Origin of the sequence: Virgibacillus sp. L01 (assembly GCF_052246775.1) — a bacterium.
Classification (GTDB): Bacteria; Bacillota; Bacilli; order Bacillales; family Amphibacillaceae; genus Lentibacillus.
The window spans coordinates 117,784-138,576 of sequence record NZ_JBQQCP010000002.1 but is presented as its reverse complement, the minus strand read 5'-3'; the positions used below and the strand labels follow the sequence as shown (position 1 = coordinate 138,576).

21 protein-coding genes and 1 pseudogene are annotated in these 20,793 nt (G+C 38.0%); 3 read left to right on the top strand and 19 right to left on the bottom strand.

The window, feature by feature from the left end; all coding sequences use genetic code 11:
* Positions 1 to 171: 171 nt before the first annotated feature.
* The 3 genes from ACTWQM_RS05735 to ACTWQM_RS05725 all read right to left on the bottom strand — a co-directional run bounded on the left by ACTWQM_RS05735 (position 172) and on the right by ACTWQM_RS05725 (position 3,261).
* On the bottom strand, positions 172 to 1,638 hold the full coding sequence (locus tag ACTWQM_RS05735) for a methyl-accepting chemotaxis protein (protein ID WP_443257227.1): 1,467 nt from the start codon (positions 1,636 to 1,638) through the stop codon (positions 172 to 174).
* A 104-nt stretch (positions 1,639 to 1,742) separates the two neighbouring features.
* Positions 1,743 to 1,976 (bottom strand): IDEAL domain-containing protein, encoded by a 234-nt coding sequence (locus tag ACTWQM_RS05730; protein WP_443257226.1) that lies wholly within the window; start codon positions 1,974 to 1,976, stop codon positions 1,743 to 1,745.
* Between the two features lie 85 nt (positions 1,977 to 2,061).
* Positions 2,062 to 3,261, bottom strand: coding sequence for an MFS transporter (locus tag ACTWQM_RS05725; RefSeq protein ID WP_443257225.1), 1,200 nt, complete (start codon positions 3,259 to 3,261; stop codon positions 2,062 to 2,064).
* 349 nt (positions 3,262 to 3,610) lie between these two features.
* On the opposite strand from ACTWQM_RS05725, the gene ACTWQM_RS05720 reads away from it, so the two are divergent.
* Entirely contained in the window at positions 3,611 to 4,477 is an 867-nt protein-coding gene (locus tag ACTWQM_RS05720; protein WP_443257224.1) for a cation diffusion facilitator family transporter, read from the top strand.
* A 756-nt stretch (positions 4,478 to 5,233) separates the two neighbouring features.
* Here the strand turns inward: ACTWQM_RS05720 and ACTWQM_RS05715 are convergent.
* From ACTWQM_RS05715 to ACTWQM_RS05700, 4 genes are read right to left on the bottom strand one after another with little or no spacing between them, the layout of a single operon-like run.
* Positions 5,234 to 5,875 carry a hypothetical protein gene (locus tag ACTWQM_RS05715; protein WP_443257223.1) on the bottom strand — a complete coding sequence of 214 codons (642 nt, stop codon included), beginning with the start codon at positions 5,873 to 5,875 and terminating at the stop codon, positions 5,234 to 5,236.
* 45 nt (positions 5,876 to 5,920) lie between these two features.
* Positions 5,921 to 6,451: a GNAT family N-acetyltransferase gene (locus tag ACTWQM_RS05710; RefSeq protein ID WP_443257222.1), complete on the bottom strand. Its 531-nt coding sequence runs from the start codon at positions 6,449 to 6,451 to the stop codon at positions 5,921 to 5,923.
* 50 nt (positions 6,452 to 6,501) lie between these two features.
* Positions 6,502 to 6,795, bottom strand: a complete 294-nt coding sequence (locus tag ACTWQM_RS05705; protein WP_443257221.1) for an AzlD domain-containing protein — start codon at positions 6,793 to 6,795, stop codon at positions 6,502 to 6,504.
* Complete coding sequence (locus ACTWQM_RS05700; RefSeq protein WP_443257220.1) at positions 6,792 to 7,520, bottom strand: AzlC family ABC transporter permease; 729 nt, start codon at positions 7,518 to 7,520, stop codon at positions 6,792 to 6,794. Before ACTWQM_RS05700 ends, ACTWQM_RS05705 begins: the two co-directional genes overlap by 4 nt.
* Before the next feature lie 461 nt (positions 7,521 to 7,981).
* Here ACTWQM_RS05700 and nhaC point away from each other — a divergent pair, with 461 nt between their 5' ends.
* Positions 7,982 to 9,343, top strand: coding sequence for a Na+/H+ antiporter NhaC (gene nhaC, locus ACTWQM_RS05695; RefSeq protein ID WP_443257219.1), 1,362 nt, complete (start codon positions 7,982 to 7,984; stop codon positions 9,341 to 9,343).
* A gap of 416 nt (positions 9,344 to 9,759) precedes the next feature.
* Here nhaC and ACTWQM_RS05690 read toward each other — a convergent pair whose 3' ends face one another.
* From ACTWQM_RS05690 to ACTWQM_RS05645, 10 genes and pseudogenes are all read right to left on the bottom strand, one after another.
* On the bottom strand, positions 9,760 to 10,533 hold the full coding sequence (locus tag ACTWQM_RS05690) for a cobalamin-binding protein (protein ID WP_443257218.1): 774 nt from the start codon (positions 10,531 to 10,533) through the stop codon (positions 9,760 to 9,762).
* 27 nt (positions 10,534 to 10,560) lie between these two features.
* Positions 10,561 to 11,313: a type I methionyl aminopeptidase gene (gene map / locus ACTWQM_RS05685; RefSeq protein WP_443257217.1), complete on the bottom strand. Its 753-nt coding sequence runs from the start codon at positions 11,311 to 11,313 to the stop codon at positions 10,561 to 10,563.
* Positions 11,314 to 11,556: 243 nt separating this feature from the next.
* A pseudogene (locus ACTWQM_RS05680) lies at positions 11,557 to 11,634 on the bottom strand (YjcZ family sporulation protein); the annotation flags it as partial.
* Between the two features lie 84 nt (positions 11,635 to 11,718).
* Positions 11,719 to 12,477 (bottom strand): (S)-benzoin forming benzil reductase, encoded by a 759-nt coding sequence (locus ACTWQM_RS05675; protein WP_443257216.1) that lies wholly within the window; start codon positions 12,475 to 12,477, stop codon positions 11,719 to 11,721.
* Between the two features lie 45 nt (positions 12,478 to 12,522).
* Entirely contained in the window at positions 12,523 to 13,893 is a 1,371-nt protein-coding gene (locus ACTWQM_RS05670; RefSeq protein WP_443257215.1) for a dipeptidase, read from the bottom strand.
* Between the two features lie 322 nt (positions 13,894 to 14,215).
* Positions 14,216 to 15,349, bottom strand: coding sequence for a bifunctional cystathionine gamma-lyase/homocysteine desulfhydrase (locus ACTWQM_RS05665; RefSeq protein WP_443257214.1), 1,134 nt, complete (start codon positions 15,347 to 15,349; stop codon positions 14,216 to 14,218).
* A 20-nt stretch (positions 15,350 to 15,369) separates the two neighbouring features.
* A complete protein-coding gene (locus tag ACTWQM_RS05660) occupies positions 15,370 to 16,287 on the bottom strand; it encodes a PLP-dependent cysteine synthase family protein (protein ID WP_443257213.1) in 918 nt (305 codons plus the stop codon).
* A gap of 12 nt (positions 16,288 to 16,299) precedes the next feature.
* On the bottom strand, positions 16,300 to 16,767 hold the full coding sequence (locus tag ACTWQM_RS05655; protein ID WP_443257212.1) for an S-ribosylhomocysteine lyase: 468 nt from the start codon (positions 16,765 to 16,767) through the stop codon (positions 16,300 to 16,302).
* A gap of 16 nt (positions 16,768 to 16,783) precedes the next feature.
* Positions 16,784 to 17,422 carry a class I SAM-dependent DNA methyltransferase gene (locus ACTWQM_RS05650; protein WP_443257211.1) on the bottom strand — a complete coding sequence of 213 codons (639 nt, stop codon included), beginning with the start codon at positions 17,420 to 17,422 and terminating at the stop codon, positions 16,784 to 16,786.
* Positions 17,423 to 17,577: 155 nt separating this feature from the next.
* On the bottom strand, positions 17,578 to 18,282 hold the full coding sequence (locus ACTWQM_RS05645) for a YhcN/YlaJ family sporulation lipoprotein (protein ID WP_443257210.1): 705 nt from the start codon (positions 18,280 to 18,282) through the stop codon (positions 17,578 to 17,580).
* Positions 18,283 to 18,440: 158 nt separating this feature from the next.
* Between ACTWQM_RS05645 and ACTWQM_RS05640 the strand changes: the two genes are divergently transcribed.
* Positions 18,441 to 18,677: a YhdB family protein gene (locus tag ACTWQM_RS05640; protein ID WP_443257209.1), complete on the top strand. Its 237-nt coding sequence runs from the start codon at positions 18,441 to 18,443 to the stop codon at positions 18,675 to 18,677.
* Between the two features lie 57 nt (positions 18,678 to 18,734).
* On the opposite strand, the gene ACTWQM_RS05635 is transcribed toward ACTWQM_RS05640, so the two are convergent.
* Entirely contained in the window at positions 18,735 to 19,865 is a 1,131-nt protein-coding gene (locus ACTWQM_RS05635; protein WP_443257208.1) for an anti-sigma-I factor RsgI family protein, read from the bottom strand.
* Positions 19,865 to 20,590, bottom strand: a complete 726-nt coding sequence (gene sigI, locus ACTWQM_RS05630; protein ID WP_443257207.1) for an RNA polymerase sigma factor SigI — start codon at positions 20,588 to 20,590, stop codon at positions 19,865 to 19,867. The genes ACTWQM_RS05635 and sigI overlap by 1 nt, the downstream gene beginning before the upstream one ends.
* Positions 20,591 to 20,793 lie beyond the last annotated feature (203 nt).

Sequence of the window (20,793 nt, the reverse complement as noted above, 5' to 3'; positions counted from 1 at the left end):
TAACTTTAGCATATCAAATAATCCCAGATATTAGGATGAAATAGTAAAAAAACTTGGCACTCACCAATCCATAATGGCGAGTGCCTTAATTGCACTTATGTAGTAAGCAAGGATTTATAATTCTTATCTGCCTAGGTAAACCCCGTAAGCAAAAATCCCTCGTATTCTCATCTATTGTGCTTTTTCTAATGTAGCTGCAACTTCATTAGTTTCTTCAATAGCAGAAACCAAATTAGTCATACGATCAACCTGTTCTTCAACCATTGCCTCCAATTGCTGGATGGTAGCTGTCGTTTCTTCAATTAATGAGGCTAATTGATCGACTGATCCATCTATCGTTTCAGATGATGCTTGTATATCATTAGCCTGCTTTGCTAAATACCCTAAATACTTAATAAAATTGATTAGCTGATCCGTTATTCTTTCAAAATTAACTTTGGTATCATGAACACTTACCGTACTGTTTTGCAGTTGCTCCTTGTTATCATCTACTTCCTTCTGAGCTTGTCTTGCATCGTCTTCAATAGATTGCAGGTTTTGACTTATCTGCTGTGCGGTGTTTTGGGAAACTTCTGCCAGCTTACGAACTTCTCCGGCTACGACAGCAAAACCCTTTCCTGATTCTCCTGCCCTGGCTGCCTCAATACTAGCATTTAACGCCAACAAATTAGTCTGTTCAGCTATATCCTGAATTTTTTCTGTAAATGTATTATTTTCCTGCATTTTATGAACAAGATTATTCATGTTTGTACCAAGCTGTTCAAAAGATTGTTGAAATCCATTCATCGTGATGGAAAGGTTGTCCATGGATTGTTGACCTTCCATCGATAACAGTTTCAACTCTTCTCCGTCTGCAGTACTCCGTGAAAAAGAATGTATCATCTTTGATAGTTCTTCACCAGTCTGTTCAATCGTTGTCGAAATCGTGGTAGCAGATTCAGCCTGTGACTGACTGGCTTTTGTGATTTCCTGAAATGCCTGGCGCATCTCCTGCATCGATTGAGAGTTTAAATTACTATCTTGTTCAATGATATTCATTTGTGATCTGACACTTGTTGCGCTTGCCTCTACTATTTCAGCTTGTTTCCTTTGATTTTCGGAATGATTTTCGCTAGCGGTTAACGCACTCTGGACATCTGTTAACAATCTCCTTGCTACCCTAACCTGGATTACCAGAACAACGAATACGAGGACAAAAAATACAATCGTAATAGCCGTAGCTCTCGCATCGAAACCAATTATTTCGCCTTTGGAGATAACAAAAAAGGTAAGTAATGACAGTCCAAAGACCCCCCCTGTAACTAAAACAGTCAACGAAAGAGAAATTGCTGCTACAGCAAGGACATAAAAGGTAAATAGCATATTCGTTACATAGTCAGAACTCAAAATAATAATAAATGCGACTCCGGATAGACTTATAACTGCTAAATACGGAACTGCCCTGGTAAATATCTGCTTAAAATGAAAAAGACCAATTAAAGCTACACTTACTGCACCGCCAATACCAAGTGCAATTAAATTTTCTATTGGTGCCCCAACAACAAGCTCGGCACCTACACCCAAAAGTAATGAAAATAACAAAATAAAAAAAAGTATACGATTTTGCTTATGTAAAATTGACTGATTACTATTTTCCATTCATTTTCCCCCAATAAAAATAGCTTCTATGAAAATTAAGTACTTTTATCCATTAAAAAAGCCTCACCAAACTAAGGTAAGGCTAATCTTGATGAAAAATGGGATTATTCCCAAATGTAATGTCTGTACTCCTTACTTAACTGCAGGAATTTTTCTTTATCTCCTGTATCAATAGAGCTATTTATTGCTGATTCCAGTCTTTCCTTATTCCAATTAAAGCATAATTCATCCAGTAGCATTCGTGATGAGAGTTTTAATTCGTATGAAACTTCCTTTTTGGCGTCAATTACTTTTCCATCATATCTTATATACCGATAAACTAATTTCTGCTTCTTCATGGAACACGCCCCTTTGTTCCTTTTTTCTATTATCCTAAAATTTACGAATAATTGCAACAATAATATTTCAGACTACACTATTTTTTTACGGGTTAATGTTTCGGTAGGCAAGTAATCCTGCTCCCAGGGCGAAAACAGTTAACAAGCTAACCATCCAGATAATGTTACCCTTCATCATAATTGCAATAACCGGTGGACCTGCTGCCACTCCAATGAAACGCATGGCACTGTAAATCGATGTGATCACACCACGCACATTCTTTTCCAGGCTCTCGGTTATTAAGGCATCCATACAAGGCAATGACATCCCAATCCCACTTCCACAAATCAGGAAAATAGACAAAAGATATACCGGATGGTCCATAAACGGAATGACAGCCACTGAACCCCCAGTGAGAATAATGCCTATAAATGTTACCCACTTCATTATTTTTAAATTATCTTTTATTTTTCTGCCGGCTATAAAAGAAGCAATTGATAAGGCCAGTAGTGGAATCGCGAGAAGTACACCTTTCCAAACACCTTTATAATCATACTTATCTTCCAGAATACTTGAAAGATAAAACAGGAATCCAAACAAAATAAACATTAGTATAGCGCCAATAATAAACACAGCACACAACCATTTTCCATGTTCCTTAAGCGTGTCTTTAGCGAAACCCCAGTATTTCTTAAAACTTGTATGCTCTTCCTCCCCTCCCTTGTTTTTCACAAGAAAGCCTACCATCAAAATGGATACAGCACAAAATACTGGAATTGAATAAAACGGCAAAAACCAAATAAATGCTGCCAGGACAGCACCTAATATCGGACTTAACACCTTGCCGACTGTGTTAGATGTTTCTATAATGCCAAGTGTCGTACTTGCTTCTTTATCATCGCGGAACATATCACCTACAAGTGGAAGTACAATTGGGGCTGCACCTGATGCGCCTATTCCTTGGAGAATTCTTCCGACTATAATCATTAGATATGGATCATCCATAACATTGGAAGCCCATCCTGCAACTAATCCTCCCAATCCAGTAAGAATGAGTGAAGGAATAATTACCTTCTTCCTGCCAAAACGGTCTGATAAGAAGCCTGCTAATGGGATAAAAAAGATAGCTACAATTGAATACATCGTAATAATATAACTTGATTGCAATTTGGAAATATCGAGCTCCTTTTCCATTAAAGGTAATATTGGAATAAGCATCGAATTTCCCAAAGTCATAATTAGTGGGATCGATGCCAATGATATAACTGCCCAGCGCTTGTCATGAGCCTCATTCTGGTTTGCCATATTACATTCACAGTCCTTCTTTTATAAAATAATCACTAGAATTACTATTCTCTTACGCAAGATATTTATTCTGATTAAGGTGATAGTCATTCTTTAGCAGTTACTTTCTTACTGCACAAGTGCAGCTAAGGCTTTTCTATTAAGGATTTGCGGTAAGCCAAGTTTACTAACCTAACGAAACTTACTTTAGAACTAACAAAACATATAACCGCATCCTTTAGTTTTTCTCTAGACTTATCGGACAATGCTTTGGTAGACTGTTATAGCTGACACAATCGGTAGTATGACATGATAAAATGAAATCGACTTAACTGCAAAAAGTTGCAATGAATTTATGGGAGGCCACTTCATGGGGCATACTGATAATCTGAAAAAGGGCGAAAAGGGGGCATGGATAAGTATTTTTGCTTACGTCATCCTTTCAGTTTCTAAATTAATAATTGCCTATATCGGCAGTTCTACGGCATTGCGTGCAGATGGATTAAACAACACCACTGATGTAATAGCCTCAATTGCCGTATTAATTGGATTGAAAATATCAAGGAAGCCCCCTGACGAAGACCATCATTACGGGCATTATCGAGCAGAAACTATTGCATCCCTGTTCGCGGCTTTTATTATGATGACAGTTGGGATACAGGTAATAATTGATACATTCAGCAAATTATTTACGAGCGAAACAACGCAACCTGATATGCTGACTGCCTGGACTGCATTAGGTGCTGCTGTCATTATGTTCATGGTTTACCGCTATAACCTTTCATTATCCAAAAAGGTAGAAAGCAGCTCATTGTATGCCGCAGCACAGGACAACCGTTCAGATGCCTTTGTAAGTGTTGGAGCTTTTGTGGGAATTATCGGTGCGCAACTCGGACTTTTTTGGCTTGATCCGTTAGCTGGATTAGTTGTTGGTATTATCATCTGTAAAACCGCATGGGATATTTTTAAAGATTCAACACATACATTAACAGATGGGTTTGACGAAAAGCAGATTATGAAAATAAAATCAAGCATTGCAGAAGTTTCTGAGGTAAAAGAAGTAGTAGATATTAAAGGAAGGGTACATGGCAATCAATCTTTTATTGATATTACCATTCTTGTGGACCCCCAATTGAATGTAAAAGAAAGCCATGCTATTACAGAGAAAATCGAAACACTACTTGATCAAGAGCATAATATTCCATATGCTCACATTCATATCGAGCCACATCAATAGAAGAGGCCGGGACGAAATGTTTTAGACAAAAGTAAAATCCGAACTATGATTCAAAATTCTTAAAATAGAATTCGAATTAGTTCGGATTTTTTTTGCTGATTAGATATAGAATGGTAAGTAACATGGAAAAATTGCTGAGTGCTTGACACCGCTCCGGAAAAACACTTCGCGCACCTAGGGTGGCTGTTGAGCCTCCTTGCTCCTACGTCGCTGCATAGTCTAATCTAGGCCTCAGCTCCCACAGGAGTCTACGTGTATTTCCTACGCTGGATTTTGCTCACTTTATGTTGTAAATTAATCAATTCTTATTGTGACATTACTTCTTAGCCAAAGGGAATACTTTAGGCTCTAATCAAGAAGCCTCTATCAGTGAAGGCAGAATACGTAGACTCCTATTGGAACAGCACGTTCCGAAGACCCCGGAAGAAGCAACTAAATGAAGACCGACTAAAACCGTCCTTTGCGGACAACGTCGGCATACCCCTTGCCGGGGCAAGGAGGCTGAGGTCGTGCCCATGGAAAGCGAAGTATTCTGCCGGAACGAATCGAAGCACTCTACCTTCATTTTAGAAAAGGGAAAGTAGCATTAAAAAAAGTTTTTCACTATGTCGCTTTTTATATTAAATACGTATTATATCCAATCATTGAAAATGAACGTTCTAAACATCCTATCCTGTTATTATTCGCCTTTAAAGTGGAAAACTTTTGTTACGCCCAGCCTCTTTTTTTATATAACGTGACTATTTTGGGAAAATATTAATCACCATGCTTTCTCAATTTTTCTTTCACCTCATTAATACTTTTCATTTGCGGTAGATCTTTATTAACTTTCCAGCCATCGTCTGTTTTAATCATACGCAACTGCCCATAATTTGTGATGGTTGGCTGTTCACCTGTCTGCCCAACACGTTTAAATTGAATTTCAATATGATAATTAAGACTTACCTCGGTCTCAGTCTGTGTATGGCCAACTTCAAAAGTAATATCCTTTACAGACAAATTACTTTTTGTTTGTTGAGATAATTGACCAACATAAAGAACTACTCCAGGCGTTAATCGGAGTTGGTCTTTTGTAACATAGTCAGCAACTTTTACTTCAATTTCTTCAGTACTGGCAAACCGTTCCTTATCCGGGTCATAGTTAACATTAAATAGTTCTTGCTTGAAATTAGTAGCTACATCAATAGCCTTTTCAACAGCCAAATCTGTATTTAATTCTTGAATTTTTTGCTTCAATTGGTCATTTTCTTTTTCAAGTTTATCATTCTTTTGTATCAAATTTTCCGCTTCTGAAACCTTTTCCTTGTATTGTTTGTCACTTTCGTTTTTAAAATAGAACGATACAACAATAATAAAAAGAAGAAAAATTATAATACTTAGATATTTTTTATTAGTCATTATCTTAGTCCTGCCTCCTTAGCAATGTTTGTAAGGTGCTTAAACTTAAGATAGACTTTCCAGCAGCTTATCAATATCTTCCCAGCCATATGCTGTTTCCTGATAGGTTCCCTCACCAATGGTTGTTTCTTCTTCTCCAACAGGCTCAGCTTGGAATCGTTCATAAAAGCGACTTGAAGGATTCTGTTTAAGAACCCAGACGAGGAGCGATTTGTACCCCAATTCCTGCATTTCTTCGCTGAAAGCCTTTAGAAGTCTTCCACCCAAACCCTTCCTTTGAAATTCATCCAACAGATAAATCGTATAAATTTCACTATCATAGTCAAACCGTTTCGTCCGCTCCGGTCCACCAGATACAAAACCAACAATCCTGTCATCGTTATGGATGACAAGTGTGCATTGTTCTTCTTTTTGGATACGTAAAATAGTCTCCCATAATGCCTTGCGATTTTCATATGTCATATTGGATATATCCTGCTCATCAAGTAGATCAGCATACGTACTTTTCCAGCTGCTTACATGAATATCTGCAATTGCTGCAGCGTCATCGTAAACAGCCTTACGAATTGAAAACATGTGATAACCCCCTGTTATCGTTAAAAAACATTCTACCAAGCTATCTTTTTTTACATGGTAAAGAGAAAGACTGTCACAATAGCTCCTAATACTGCTACAATGACATTCAAGCCTAAATAAGCCAATACAACAGCGACTGCCCCGCCAAGCAAGCCAATGTATGGCTGATCTGGTTTAACGTTTAAAATACCTGGAAAAATAAGAGCCCCTAATGCTGCGAAGGGTATTGCATTAAGCCAACGATTCACCCATTCCTTAAACTGCAGTTTATCTACAATAAAAGCGGGTATAACTCTTGGAATCATTGTTACGAGTGCCATGCCAATTATAATAGCAAATATCATGATTGGTCCTCCTTCAGCAAAAAGACGCCACTTAATCCACCAAGTACCGTACCAAACACAATTGCCCAGCCTTCACTCATGAACTGACTGAAAATCGTATTTATCAGCATCGCAATAATAGCTATAAGCCCAATTCGTAATTCCTTTTTAACCGATGGAATCAAAAGACCTATAAACATAGCATATAATGCAATCCCCATGCTTTGGCTCAATTGCTCCGGAATAACTTCACCAAGAACTCCTCCTAAAAATGACCCCATAACCCATGAAAAATATGCAGTTAAAATGAGTGCTGTATAAAAAAGAACTCCTTTTTCCATTTTAGCTTCTTTCGTATGTAAGGATGACACTGCAAACGTTTCATCCGTCAAACCTAATGATAAAGGAACTTTCCAATTCCGTCCAACGCCCCGTAAACGATTCATAAACGATAAACTCATTACGAAATGACGGAAATTGAGGACAAATGTAGCCACAATAATCTCTACAGCCCCCGCACCAACCGCAATCATATTGGCACCCATAAACTGACTTGCACCAGCAAAAACCATGATACTCATTGATGTTAATTCAGTCAGTGACATTCCAGCCTGCTTCGCCAATACCCCATATGTTAACGAAATTGGCAAGTATCCCAGCATGATTGGAAATCCCACTGCTATACCTCTTTTGATCATATATGCCGATGATGATATATTACTTTTATGTATAGCTTTAGTAGTCATAGTCCTCCTCCACCCTCAACTTGAAAATTGAAACTATTATAACGCATATTCTTAATTTTACAAAGAAATTAAATTGGGGAAATAAAGTATTGACAATTGATAATCTTAACATGTATAGTCAGATTAATATTTTAAGCAGAATAACTTATTCGGGAATGCAAAGTAGAATTTTTCCAGGCAGCAACTAGAGACAGGGCATCAGGTGAAAGCTTTGGCAGGAAATAATTTGAATTACACATTCGGTTTAGCGGATTTTTCATGAGAGGATGAGAGCATATTAGTGCACTCATCAATCAGGGTGGTAACGCGGAGATAAAAGCTTCGTCCCTATTAAGGGATGAGGCTTTTTTTAGTTTAACAGATAAGAAGGCATTCCTTTATTACAGTTTAAGTGCTGCTAGTGATTATCTATATTAAGAGTTGGCGATAAGCCAGGTTTTCCATAAAAAAGGAGGATTATTATGTTTCCAATAAATCCAAAGCACAACCCCTCACTTAGCGAGTCCATTTTATTTTTTATTTTTACAATAGGTCTAATCAGTTATTTTCTTATTGGGCTTGGTACAAAACCACATATCCCTATCATGATTGCAATCTTCATACTGGTTTTATATGGCTTATTGAAACATATAGCGTTTAAAGATTTGGAAGAAGGCATGACTGCTGGTGCTAAGTCCGGCATGGGTGCTATTTTTCTGTTTTTACTTATCGGTGTTTTAATTAGCAGCTGGATGATAAGTGGTACCATTCCTGTTTTAATGAGTACCGGATTTTCATTAATTGGCGGAACCTGGTTTTATGCTGTTGTATTTGCAATTACAGCAGTTGTAGGCGTTTCGCTTGGCAGCTCACTAACAACAACCGCAACAATTGGTGTAGCATTCATCGGTATGGGAAGCGCAATGGGTGCTTCCATGGCAATCACAGCAGGAGCAATTGTTTCCGGGGCTTTTTTCGGTGATAAGATGTCACCATTGTCTGATACGACTAACTTAGCTTCAACAATCGTTCAAGTGGATTTATTTGAACATATAAGGCACATGAGTTTAACAACCATACCTGCATTTATAATTTCATTTATATTATTTGTATTCTTATCCCCCAATGAAGCAATAACCATGGAAAACCTTGAGGCATACAAATCAAGTTTAGCTGCAACTGGGTTAATTCATTGGACATCGTGGATACCACTGGGTATTCTGGTATTGGCTACTATTCTTAAAATGCCAGCATTTATTTCCATTGGGGTAAGCAGTGTAGTGGCAACCATACTCGCAAGTATAACAAGTGGACTTGCCTGGTCAGATATATGGTCAATCTGGTTTAATGGCTATACTGCAAATACTGATTTTGAACCTGTTAATAGTTTATTAACCAAGGGTGGCATTAACAGCATGCTCTTCACCATATCACTTGTTATTCTTGCACTTGGATTTGGTGGATTATTATTTGTCACGGGCATTGTTCCATCGATACTTCAATCGTTCCAAGAAAAATTGAAAAAAGTGAGAACAATCATTCTTTCAACTGCTGCTACGGCCATTGGTGTAAATGTTCTGATTGGGGAACAATATCTTTCCATAATGCTTACCGGTGAAACATATAAAGGTGTTTATCATGAGGCAGGATTATCAAATAAAGCCCTTTCAAGAACACTGGAGGATGCAGGTACTGTGATTAACCCGCTAGTACCGTGGAGTGTTTGTGGTGTCTTTATTGCTGATGTTCTTGGCGTTCCTGTACTAACCTATTTACCTTTTGCGTTCTTCTGTCTTATAAGCCCAATAATAACAATACTATTTAACGGGAAAGCATTAAGGTGAAAACGCAATTGCTGGATAGCAAAATATAATTCTGCATTAACGGAATGAGGATCCGCCAAACGAAGTGGATCCTCGTTCCGTTATTAGCAGAAAATCAGCCAAATTTGAGTCTGAAATGACAAATAGCGGAACGAGGATCCGAACCCAAGCTTAAAACGAGGGTTTCTTAGAAAACTTGGCTTATCGCCGAGCCCTTAATGGCGAAAGCCTTAGTTGCACTTATGCAGTAAGAAAGTAGTTATACTTTCTTATCTGCCAAGGAAATAATGGAATGAGGATCCGCCAAATCAATAAATCGGATCCTCATTCCGTTAAAAAATGGTTTCTTCAACAATAGGGCGAAATACATGCTAATTATTGTGTGATTTCTAATGTTAGTCGTATTTTTCTCTCCCAAAACTGAACCCGTTACTCAATTAAGGGGAGCTCTCTAGTATAGATACTAACTTTCGTAATCCTTCCAGCAATCTTGGGGACGGTCTGCAGTAAAGCGATTCCTCTAATACATGAATCTTTTCTTGCTGAATTGCTTTCATTTCATGCCAGCCGGGGCGCTTCATCACAAGTTCGGGTTTCATCTTTGATTCTTTTACACCTACCCAAACCATGCAAATATGGTCAGGATCACGTTGATAAACGTCCTTCCAATCTGTTTTAACACTCGCTACATCTTCCGTGTCAAAGATATTCCTTGCTCCAGCAAGATTGCTAATCTCGGTAAGCCAATTAACACTGCCAGGGGTAAAAACTGGTTTTGGCCACCATTCCCAATATAATGACGGCTTATTTTCCCGCATATCTGCCTGTTGACGGTAGCCAGTTAATTCATCACGAAAGCTTTTCGCTTTATCCAACCCAAGCTGTTTATCACCTAATACCTCACCAACCTTTTCAATATCATCTGCTATTTCAGCTAAAGAATTAGGATTTAAAATAATGTAAGGCAAACCTTTCTCATCAAGTGCTTCTATATTTTTTTCCATTCCAGGAACACTTAACGAAGCAAGGACTATATCAGGATTTAATGCTTCAACTTTATCCATATTAATCGAAAGATCCGGACCAACCTTAGGAAGATCAAGAACTTCAACTGGCCAGTCTGAAAAATTATCCCTGCCAACCAATTCATCAGTTTTTCCAAGGTATTCTACGATTTCCGTATTACTCGGACAAATAGATACGACTCGCAACATCTTCTCCCCCTCATCTAACTAACATTATCTGTCTTGGTCAGTAGTAAGTAATGGTCCATCTTTGGTTACCACTACGGTATGTTCGTATTGAGCAGAACGCCCTTCATCAATCGTACGCGCTGTCCAGTTATTTGAGTCCATCTTACTTTGCCAGCTTCCTTCATTAATCATTGGTTCAATAGTAATTACCATTCCTTCTTTTAAACGCAACCCTTTATTCGGCAAGCCGAAGTGCGGTATATGTGGTTCTTCATGTATTGTTGGCCCAATCCCATGACCAGTGAAGTCTCTTACAACAGAAAACCCTTCTCCCTCTGCATAGGTTTGTATTGCGTGACCAATATCACCAATTCGACTACCCACTTGCACCTGTTCCAGCCCTTTGTATAAAGAAACTTTTGATACGTCTAATAACTTTTGACCTGCTTCATCGATATTTCCAACTGGATATGTCCATGCCGAATCGGCGAGTCCACCATTTAAGTTAACAACCATATCAATTGTTACAATATCACCATCAACAAGCTTTTCATCCCGTGGAAATCCATGACAGATCTCATCATTTACGGATGCACAAATAGCATAAGGATAACCGCTGTATCCTTTTTGTTCAGGTGTGGCACCGTGCTTAGCCAGAAATTTTTCAACGAATGTATCAATTTCCATTGTTGTAATACCCGGCTTTATCATGTTGGCAATTTCCTTATGACATTTGACGAGCAAATCGCCCGCTATCTGCATTTTCTCGATTTCCCGTTTACTTTTTCGCGTAATCATATTTCTTCTTCCCTTCAACGTTTGTAATTAAAATATATAGTATGACTCAGTATTTTAAAACATCACAGCTATTTCTGCCACCATAAATTGTATCATATAAATAGTAACTTTTGAGCATTATCACTCCAAATTGACTATAACGCAGAAAATGCAGAGGAGCAAATACCCCTCTGCACTTCATTTTAATTAATAGCCGCCAAAGCCGCCGTAGCCGCCACCATATCCGTAACCGCCACCATCTGTATATGCGGTACCGATAATGATTAACAATATAAATAAAACGACTAACAGCGCAAAGCCTGAGCCGTAGCCACCACTCATAGAATTCCCTCCTCATATATTCAAGATCACTATAATTTATGCACTTGATATGGGTTTGGGAAGGGCGACTGCTTGTATATCTGTTTAGAGATAGTCTTTCACACTATATATTTTTCCATTCTCAACACTTGATTCATCCGTCAATATATTAACAAGTACTCCTCCAACTGCATCAGTTTCATTTAACAGGTTGTTATCTTTATAGCTCCTAAAGGTATCAACTTCAATAAATTCATCTTTATTACTCTCCCTGATTTTCGTTTGCATTTGGGTATCCATTACTCCAGGACTGAACGCAATAACTTTATTTTGTGTTTTTAGTTCATCCTGTTCCAATGCAACTGTTTTCGTATACATATTAATGCTTGCCTTCGTACTGCAATACGCACTCCATCCATATACTGGCCTATCTGCAGCTCCCGAAGATATTGTGGTACCAATCAACTGTACATCTTGATCAATGGCTTTTTTTAGAAATAAATTCATCAGTACCATTGGAGCTACTGTATTCACCTGTACATGATATGCCAGATCAGAACTCTTTACATTCATGGATTTATCGATTGGTTCAAGAACCCCTGCATTATTAACTAAGTACACAATTGATGGCTCTTGTGAAAATATATCCTCACTTATTTGATTAAACGTTCTTTCTATACTCTCAAGGTTCCCTAAATCACAGGTAAAGTGCTGATAGGTTACATTATTCTGGGATGCACACGCTTGTAGCGAATCATTTTTACTGCGGGAAATACCAACTACATTAACGCCAGATTCCATCATTATTTTAGCAATTGATTCGCCTAAGCCTCTTGATACTCCAGTAACTACTGCAAACCTCATCAAAAACCCTCCTTTTAATATTCTCTCCGTCTGGAAAAAAATTTATTATTTCGTATTTATTTCTGACCAGTAATGAACTAATGTTTCCATTCCTTTATCAAAACTATCGAGTGGGAAACTTTCATTTGGTGAATGTAAGCGATCATCTGGTGTACCGAAACCTAAAAGCACGATCGGCATTTTGTAAATATCCTCAATCCATTCAACAACCGGGATGGATCCTCCCATGCGAACATACACCGTTTCCTTACCAAAGGCTTTTGTATAACTTTTTGCAGCCTTTTCAATAAGCGGATTATTCGGTTCCACTTTATATGCTTTTGCAGAAAGCTTTTCCTTAACAACTTCTACTTTTACACCGGATGGAGCAGCATTATAAACATGATTCTCCAGTAATTGCTGAACATGATTAGGATCTTGCCCAGGAACCAAACGGCAGGTAATTTTAGCTGTAGCTGATGAAGGAATTATTGTCTTGGTTCCTTCCCCCTGATAGCCACCATACATTCCATTAATTTCAAAAGTTGGACGAGCCATCGTATGCTCTTTTGCAGTGTACCCTTTTTCTGAGGCTGTTTCACTAACTCCAGCTGTTGAACGGTAATCTTCACCTTGGACTTGTTTAATTAAATCGCGTTCCTTTTCGGTTAATGGTTCAACTTCATCATAAAATCCATCTACTGTAACAACTTCATCCTCATTTTTCATCGAAGTTAGTATATGGTTAAGCGCCATAATTGGATTTCGAATTGCCCCGCCATACATTCCTGAATGCATGTCATGATCAGGTCCTGTTACATTTACTTCAATTCCAGTAAACCCTTTTAAACCGTATAAGATGGTAGGCTGATTTTCAGCAATCATCCCTGAATCCGAAATAACAGCAAAATCCGCGTTAAACTGTTCCTGCTTGTCATGAAGGATGCGATAAAGATTCTCACTGCCAATTTCTTCTTCCCCTTCAATACAAACTTTCACATTTAAAGGTAATTTCCCCTCTGTTTTCATATATGCTTCAAAAACAGCAAGATGCATAAATACTTGCCCTTTGTCATCACTTGATCCACGAGCATACAATCTTCCATCACGTACTTCCGGCTTAAATGGGTCACTTTTCCACTGATCAATGGGATCAACAGGCTGAACATCATAATGACCGTAAAATAAAACCGTTGGTGCATCGGGTCCAGCTTGATTGTACTCCGCATAAACCAGTGGATGTCCACCAGTTTCCTGCTGTTCCACTTTGTCAAACCCAACATCATTTAAATAAGTCTCAAGAAAACTTGCTGCTTCATTAATATCGTTTTTATGTACACTATCAGTACTTACACTTGGAATCGATAGAAAATCATTTAATTTTGATAACAACTGTTCACGATTTTCAGTTAAATAGCTCAATGCTTGTTCGCTCATCGTCACATTCCTCCAGTTCTTTTTTCTATTTTAGCATATTCTAAGCACGTAAAACGAATATTGCAGATTGACTTAAATTGATTATTACTTGCTCCCTGTTGATGTTCCTGCTGGATCTGTTGATGTATCTGCTGTTATGTTGATGTTCGCGCCTCATCTGCCCATTCCGCCCTCGAGTAAGCTGAATAATCTACAGAACCTCATACCTTCCTGAAAACTGAATTAAATGGTGTGAAGACTGAATCGTCGTCACCTCTTTTGAAGCCTCGGATACACTACAGTAAAAAAAGACAGTCCCTCAGACTGTCCTTTGCAAAAAATTCTATTTCAATGCTTGTGCTAAATCTTCAATAAGATCATTAGCATCTTCAATTCCAACTGATAAGCGTACTAATCCATCCGTAATACCCAATTCTGCTCGTCTGTCTGCTGGAATCGATGCATGTGTCATTTTCGCTGGAACCGATATAAGGCTTTCCACCGCTCCCAGACTTTCAGCAAGTGTATAATACTGGACACGGCTAAGTACCTTTTCTGCTTCGTCTCCATTTCCTACATCAAATGATATCATGCCTCCAAAACCGGTCGTTTGCTGTTTTGCTGTTTCATGGCCTTTGTGCGTCTCGAGACCTGGATAATAGATGGAGCTCACTTTTTCATGCTGTTGCAGAAATTCTATAAGCATTCCAGTATTTCGTTCAATTGCTTCCATTCGAATAGCTAGTGTTTTAATACCTCGCATTAGTAACCAGGAATCCTGTGGTCCAAGAACTCCACCAGCTGAATTTTGGATAAAGTGGATTTCCTCAGCTAACTTATCCGAATTGACCGCTAATAGACCTGCCACAACATCACTATGGCCACCAATATACTTGGATGCACTATGCAATACAATATCCGCCTCCAAATCAAGTGGCTGCTGCCAATATGGGGTTGCGAAAGTATTGTCCACGATTAAAAGCAAATCATGTTTTCTAGCGATCTCTGCCATCTTTTTAATATCTGTAATTTTTAGCAAGGGGTTTGTAGGTGTTTCAATAAATAAAGCTTTCGTATTCTCTTTAATCGATGCTTCCACTTTTTCCGGAAAACTTGTGTCTATATAAGTGTGGTCCAGACTAAATCGGTTCAGAACACTTGTCATCAATCGATATGTCCCACCATACACATCATCCGTCATCACGACATGATCACCCGAGTCAAACAGCATCATAACCGAGGTGATTGCAGCCATCCCAGATCCAAAAGCGAATCCTGATTGGCCATTCTCCAGTTCTGCGATGACCGTTTCAAGCGCATGCCTTGTTGGATTTCCAGTCCGTGAATATTCATATCCGCGGTGGTTACCAACCGATTCCTGTTTATAAGTGCTTACTTGATATATCGGAACCGATACGGCTCCCGTCTTTTCATCACCAGTTATTCCTCCGTGGATCATTTTGGTCTTTGCACGCATGTGTAGTTCTCCCTTCTCTCTTATTTTGGATAAATATCTTTACTTAAATAACGGTCACTGCCATCAGGAAAAATGGTAACAATCGTCGTTCCAGGTTTAGCATTCTCAGCCTCTTGTAATGCTGCATACATGGCTGAACCTGAAGAACTCCCTACAAGCAACCCCTCCTGTGCAGCAAGCCTTTTCACCAAATCAAAAGCATTATTATCAGAAACAGTATGCACAGCATCGACAAGTGACTGATCAAAAAAATCCGGCAAAAACTCCATACCAATACCTTCTGTCTTATGTGGTCCAGGCTCTCCCCCAGCAATGATTGATCCCTCTGGTTCTACGATCAGCGCCCTTATTTTTGGATTCTTCTCCTTTAAATAACGGGAAGTTCCCATAAATGTTCCACTGGAACCTGCGCCTGCAACAAAAACGTCAATCTCTCCATTTAAATCGTTCCATATTTCAGGTGCAAGTGTTTTATAATACGTCTTAGGGTTAGCGGCGCTAGAAAATTGCTGTGGGGAAAAGCTGTTTGGTATTTCCTCCAATAATTGCTTTGTCTTCTCGATTGCACCACGCATTCCTTCACTGCTTGGAGTATGCACAATCTTTGCTCCAAGTGACTTCATTAGCTGCTGTTTCTCAAGACTGAATTGTTCAGGGACACAGAAGATAATCGACAAATCCCTGTCAAGGGCTGCAATTGCCAACCCAATCCCAGTGTTTCCGGCGGTTGGTTCAATCAGCGTCCCACCCTGTTTTAATTTTCCACGAGAGAAAGCATCATTGATGAGTTCTATACCTAGACGATCCTTAACACTGCTGCCCGGATTATAAAATTCCAATTTCGCATATAAACGAACCCCCTCTGGAAGGGGGAACTTCGTTATTTCCAATAGTGGTGTTTTTCCGATTAACTGATCAATTGAATGGTATATTGCCATAAGCTTCGCCTCTTACTCTGCAAAAACATGGTCCCAATCTTTTTTTTCTACCAACATATCTTTGGAAATTTCTTTTGCGCCTTCCAAGCTATGATTAGCTGCCCAGCCACATTGTACCTCATTACATGCAGGCACTTCTTCTGCTTCTAATACATCTTGTAGTGTTTTTTCCAGCGCATCAAGTACCTGGTCATAATTATCATTATTTAAAATAGCTAGATAAAAGCCAGTTTGACACCCCATCGGGCCAATATCCAGAACATTGTCCATGTGATTCCGAATATTTTCCGCCATTAAATGTTCAATTGAATGCAGACCAGGCATATCCATATGTTCCTTGTTCGGTTGTTTGAATCGTATATCATATTTATAAACTTTGTCACCATTAGAACCTGAGGTTACACCAACCAAACGTACGTATGGTGCTTTTACTTTTGTATGATCGAGGTTGAAACTTTCTACATTCATTTTCTGTGCCATGATAAATCTCTCCTTTTTATTTTTTTACAGCTATAATTAACCAAACGAAATCATTCATTTGTTCAAACTTAACATGAAAGCCATTTGCTGTAAAAATACGTTGTAGCTCACCTACTGTTGTATAATATTCTCGTTGCAGATCTTCAGCCAGGTCCGTAAAGCCCTGTTCATAAGCCCTCTTTATCATAACTTCCTTGTGCTCGTTTGATTCAAAAGCTGTATCCGCAAATACAATCTTTCCCGCGGAAGAAAAAAGCCTAGCAAAGTGCTGAACAGCAGCATATTTTTCTTTATTCGTTAGGTGATGAAAGGCATAGGTACTTACAATAGTGTGAATCGGCTTTGAGAATTCAGGGAAGTTAATAAAATCACCTTCATATAAAGGCAAATCGGGCAACTTCTCAGTAGCCTTTTTCAGCATCGATTGCGAAGGTTCTATACCAGTAACACGATAACCTGATTCCATTAACTTCTTTGATAAATTACCTGTCCCGACACCAAATTCCAGAACATTACCGAAAGCACATTTGCTTACTTCACTCAAAATTACATCATAATTTGCAAAAACTGCCTTATATTGTGGGTCAACACCAGCTACACTCTCATCATATGAGTCTGCCCATTCATCAAATACACCTAAAAACTCACGACCCATTTAATCCAACTCCATTATATATCAATTCATAGTAAACAACTATGTTTAATATGGATTATATGTTTAAGATTATCATATGTTGACACGAATATCAAAACTAAAGACGAGTGCTCACATTAAGTGGCACTCGTCTTATAAAAGTTAGCTATAGGTTGTTAATTTTGGTTTTGCGGGAAAATACGTTCAATCATATTACCCATTTGGTCAAACAAACCTTCAACTGGATCACCATTACCTGCATCATCTGCATAGTTATTTGCCAAATCGAAGAAATCAGGGTTTGTTGATACATATACATTGTCAACATCTTTATCGACTGACTTAACTATTTTTGAAACTTCTTGCTTAACTTCGTCAGTTAACTGATCTCCTCCATCATTGTCGTTTCCATTATTCGTAAGTCCATTATTTTCAACATTCATGTTACCACCATTTCCATTATTACCGTTCGTGTTGTCATTCATGTTTCCAGTGTTATTCCCATTGCCGTTATTCATTCCACCAGTGTTACCATTATCTGTATTACCATTGTTGCCATTATCCAATTCTGCAGCTACATATGCATTATTGTCAGTCTTCAGCACATATGCATTATCGATACCTTTAACTTGATTAGAAATTTTATCGGCAGCTTTTTCAGCCAGTTCGTACTGATTTTCTCCATTTCCTTGTTGCCCATTACCATTGTTGTTTCCATTATTTCCACCATTGTTCATATTGTCTGTAGCGTTATAACGAGTCTGTTCCACATTGTTTCCATCACCATTTTGACCTTGCTCATTTCCATTCCCGTTATCTCCCTGACATGCTACAAGTGCTATCGATATTACCGCTAAAAGGCATAAAAGTTTCCATTTCATATAGCTTATCCTCCTTACTGTTTTGCCTTTAGTATGTAGCAGTAAGGTTATTTTATTCGCTTAACACAAATTGGCAAGCACACCAGTTTTGTCATAGACAATAAAAGAGTCATTCGGGAAACCTATAAATAACCCTTACAATTAAAGGAGGGCAAATAATGCAAATACCTGATTATGATAAAGCCTTGTATTATACGTTGTGGGGCCAATGGGATGACTTACTTGTTTTAATGGTTCGCACTAACGATGATATGTTATCAAAGAAAATCCAAATCTTCCTGCACGCTTATCATTACTCACTTGACCAAACTAAAGTAGTCGAATCACATGATACCCTTCTATATTATATTGACCACGCTATGAAGTACACACCAGCAGCAGTAATGGAAGTATAAAGAAAATGCACCAAGTCTGGTGCATTTTCGTTTTTATTTTTATTAAATTTTTTAATGTTAGTCTCCGTTATTACCTTTATTGCCGTAATTTCCGTTTCCATTGTTCCCTTTATTTCCTCTGTTCTCGTTGTTTTTATTATTTTTATGTTTATTGTTTTTATGTTTGTTTAAATTATCTTTATCGTGTTTATGTTTCTGATACTCTTTAGCTTTACCTTTGTTCTCTTTGGCAATATCATTTTTCACATTACCTTTTCGTTCCTCATTCCCTTTATTTTTACCATTAGAGTTAATCTCACCATTATTTCCTTTTAGCTCGCTTGAATGTTTAGCTTGATCTTTTTTTTCATGGTCTTTTTTTTCAGCCGATTGGGCAGTTTCATCACCATTGCTCTTTTTCGAGGACGCGGATTCTGAATGGTTTTGGTTTTTATTATAAAAAGAATTTATTATTGCTTCTTCCTTCTCATTCACCGGTTCTTTACGATCCGTATCATCCACCTCAGAAACATCATCAGTTTCCTGTGATTCAGCAAGGGATGTTGCCATTAGTTCATTCATCGTCTGTTTATTTTCCTTAGCTTGTTTCCGTATTTCTGTAGGTACTTTAAATGTAGCAATTTTCCAATCTGTTTTGTGATCTGAAAAGTACTTATCAACTGTATCAACAACCGATATTTTCTTGGAATCCAGCATGTAACTGACCCCGACAAGCATATTCTTTCCATTTTTCAGCAAGCCGGCTTTTTCACTTGTATTCATAATGTTATCGATGACGTTTTCTAATTCTTTTCCTTTATATTTGGAAAGCTGATTGATAAGTACTTTAGCATCATCATTCAATGGATTTATTGATTGTACTTTCAGTTTTTCATTAACTTCCAATTCAACACTCGGATTAATATCTATGTTGACATATGCGTATGTTTCATTTGAATTCATGACAAAGAAAAAAGGCATCACTAAAACAAATAACATAATTGTCATAGCAATTAAACGAACAGGAACTTGTTTGTTTCTGCTAGAAAATTGATTAAACAGTAAATTCATTTTTGTTTCCTTCAGCTGAAAGTAAACTTCAGCACCAATATCAGCATCATCAATTGGCAGTGCTTTTTGGAATGCACCATCTTTCTGCATAACAATTGTATAGCAGCGATGCTTTTCCATAACGATTCCTTTATTCACTAACCCACCCCCTTAAGGTACTCCTTAAGATACATATAATCCTCATCTAAAACAACGAATATCGCCAAAATAAATTTCCTGTTTCGCTCCAGCGTTTTTTTACTTACATCCACTTTTCTTACTAAATCCTTAATCGGCAGCTTCTTCTTCCTGTAAACATACTCTCGAAGATCAGTATCATCATAAAGTTGTTTTGCTACTCTTATAGCCGATTCACGAGCATCTTTATGTTTTGGTGAACCCTCTGTAAGCTCAACCAGCGAGAGTTTGTAAACACGTAGCTTCTCCTTAAAATCGATGATTTCTTCTTTACGATGCCATGCTTCTTGTTCCTGTTGATATATTTCTTTAACTGCAACAATCTCGGTAGGATTTTCCATCTGTTCTTCATCAAAGTTTTCGTCCAATGACGTTGCAACGGGTGTCCTTTGAACATACCGTATGTAATCAATCACTTTCCTCTTCACAACTAACTTTGAAAAGGATAGGAATGAACTGCCTTTGTCAGGAGAATAGGATAAAATCGCTTCATTAAATGCAGCTAGACCGATACTAAATTCGTCATCTTTCTGTGGATCAATATAACGTTTGCAAACTTCTGAAACACTCTTGGCAATAAACGGCTGGTAAGACTTTAAGAGATAATTCTGTAACGATTCGTCTCCTTGCTGGACCGAGGCAATCATTTCTTCAAGAGGCATTTCTTCTACAGGCTGACTCACCATTAGACTGTAGCACCCCCGGTCACTATAAATTTCGTTTTATTGTTGCGCTTTTTGGGTGTAGTTAGTAAGGATTTATTATTTATCATTTCATTTTTTTTAGTTAATATATTATATTTCATGATGTAACCACCATCTTTGTCTATATATTTTTTCATAGTATTTCGTAGATTAAGCTTAACCTACTAGTCCATTTGTTGCTATCA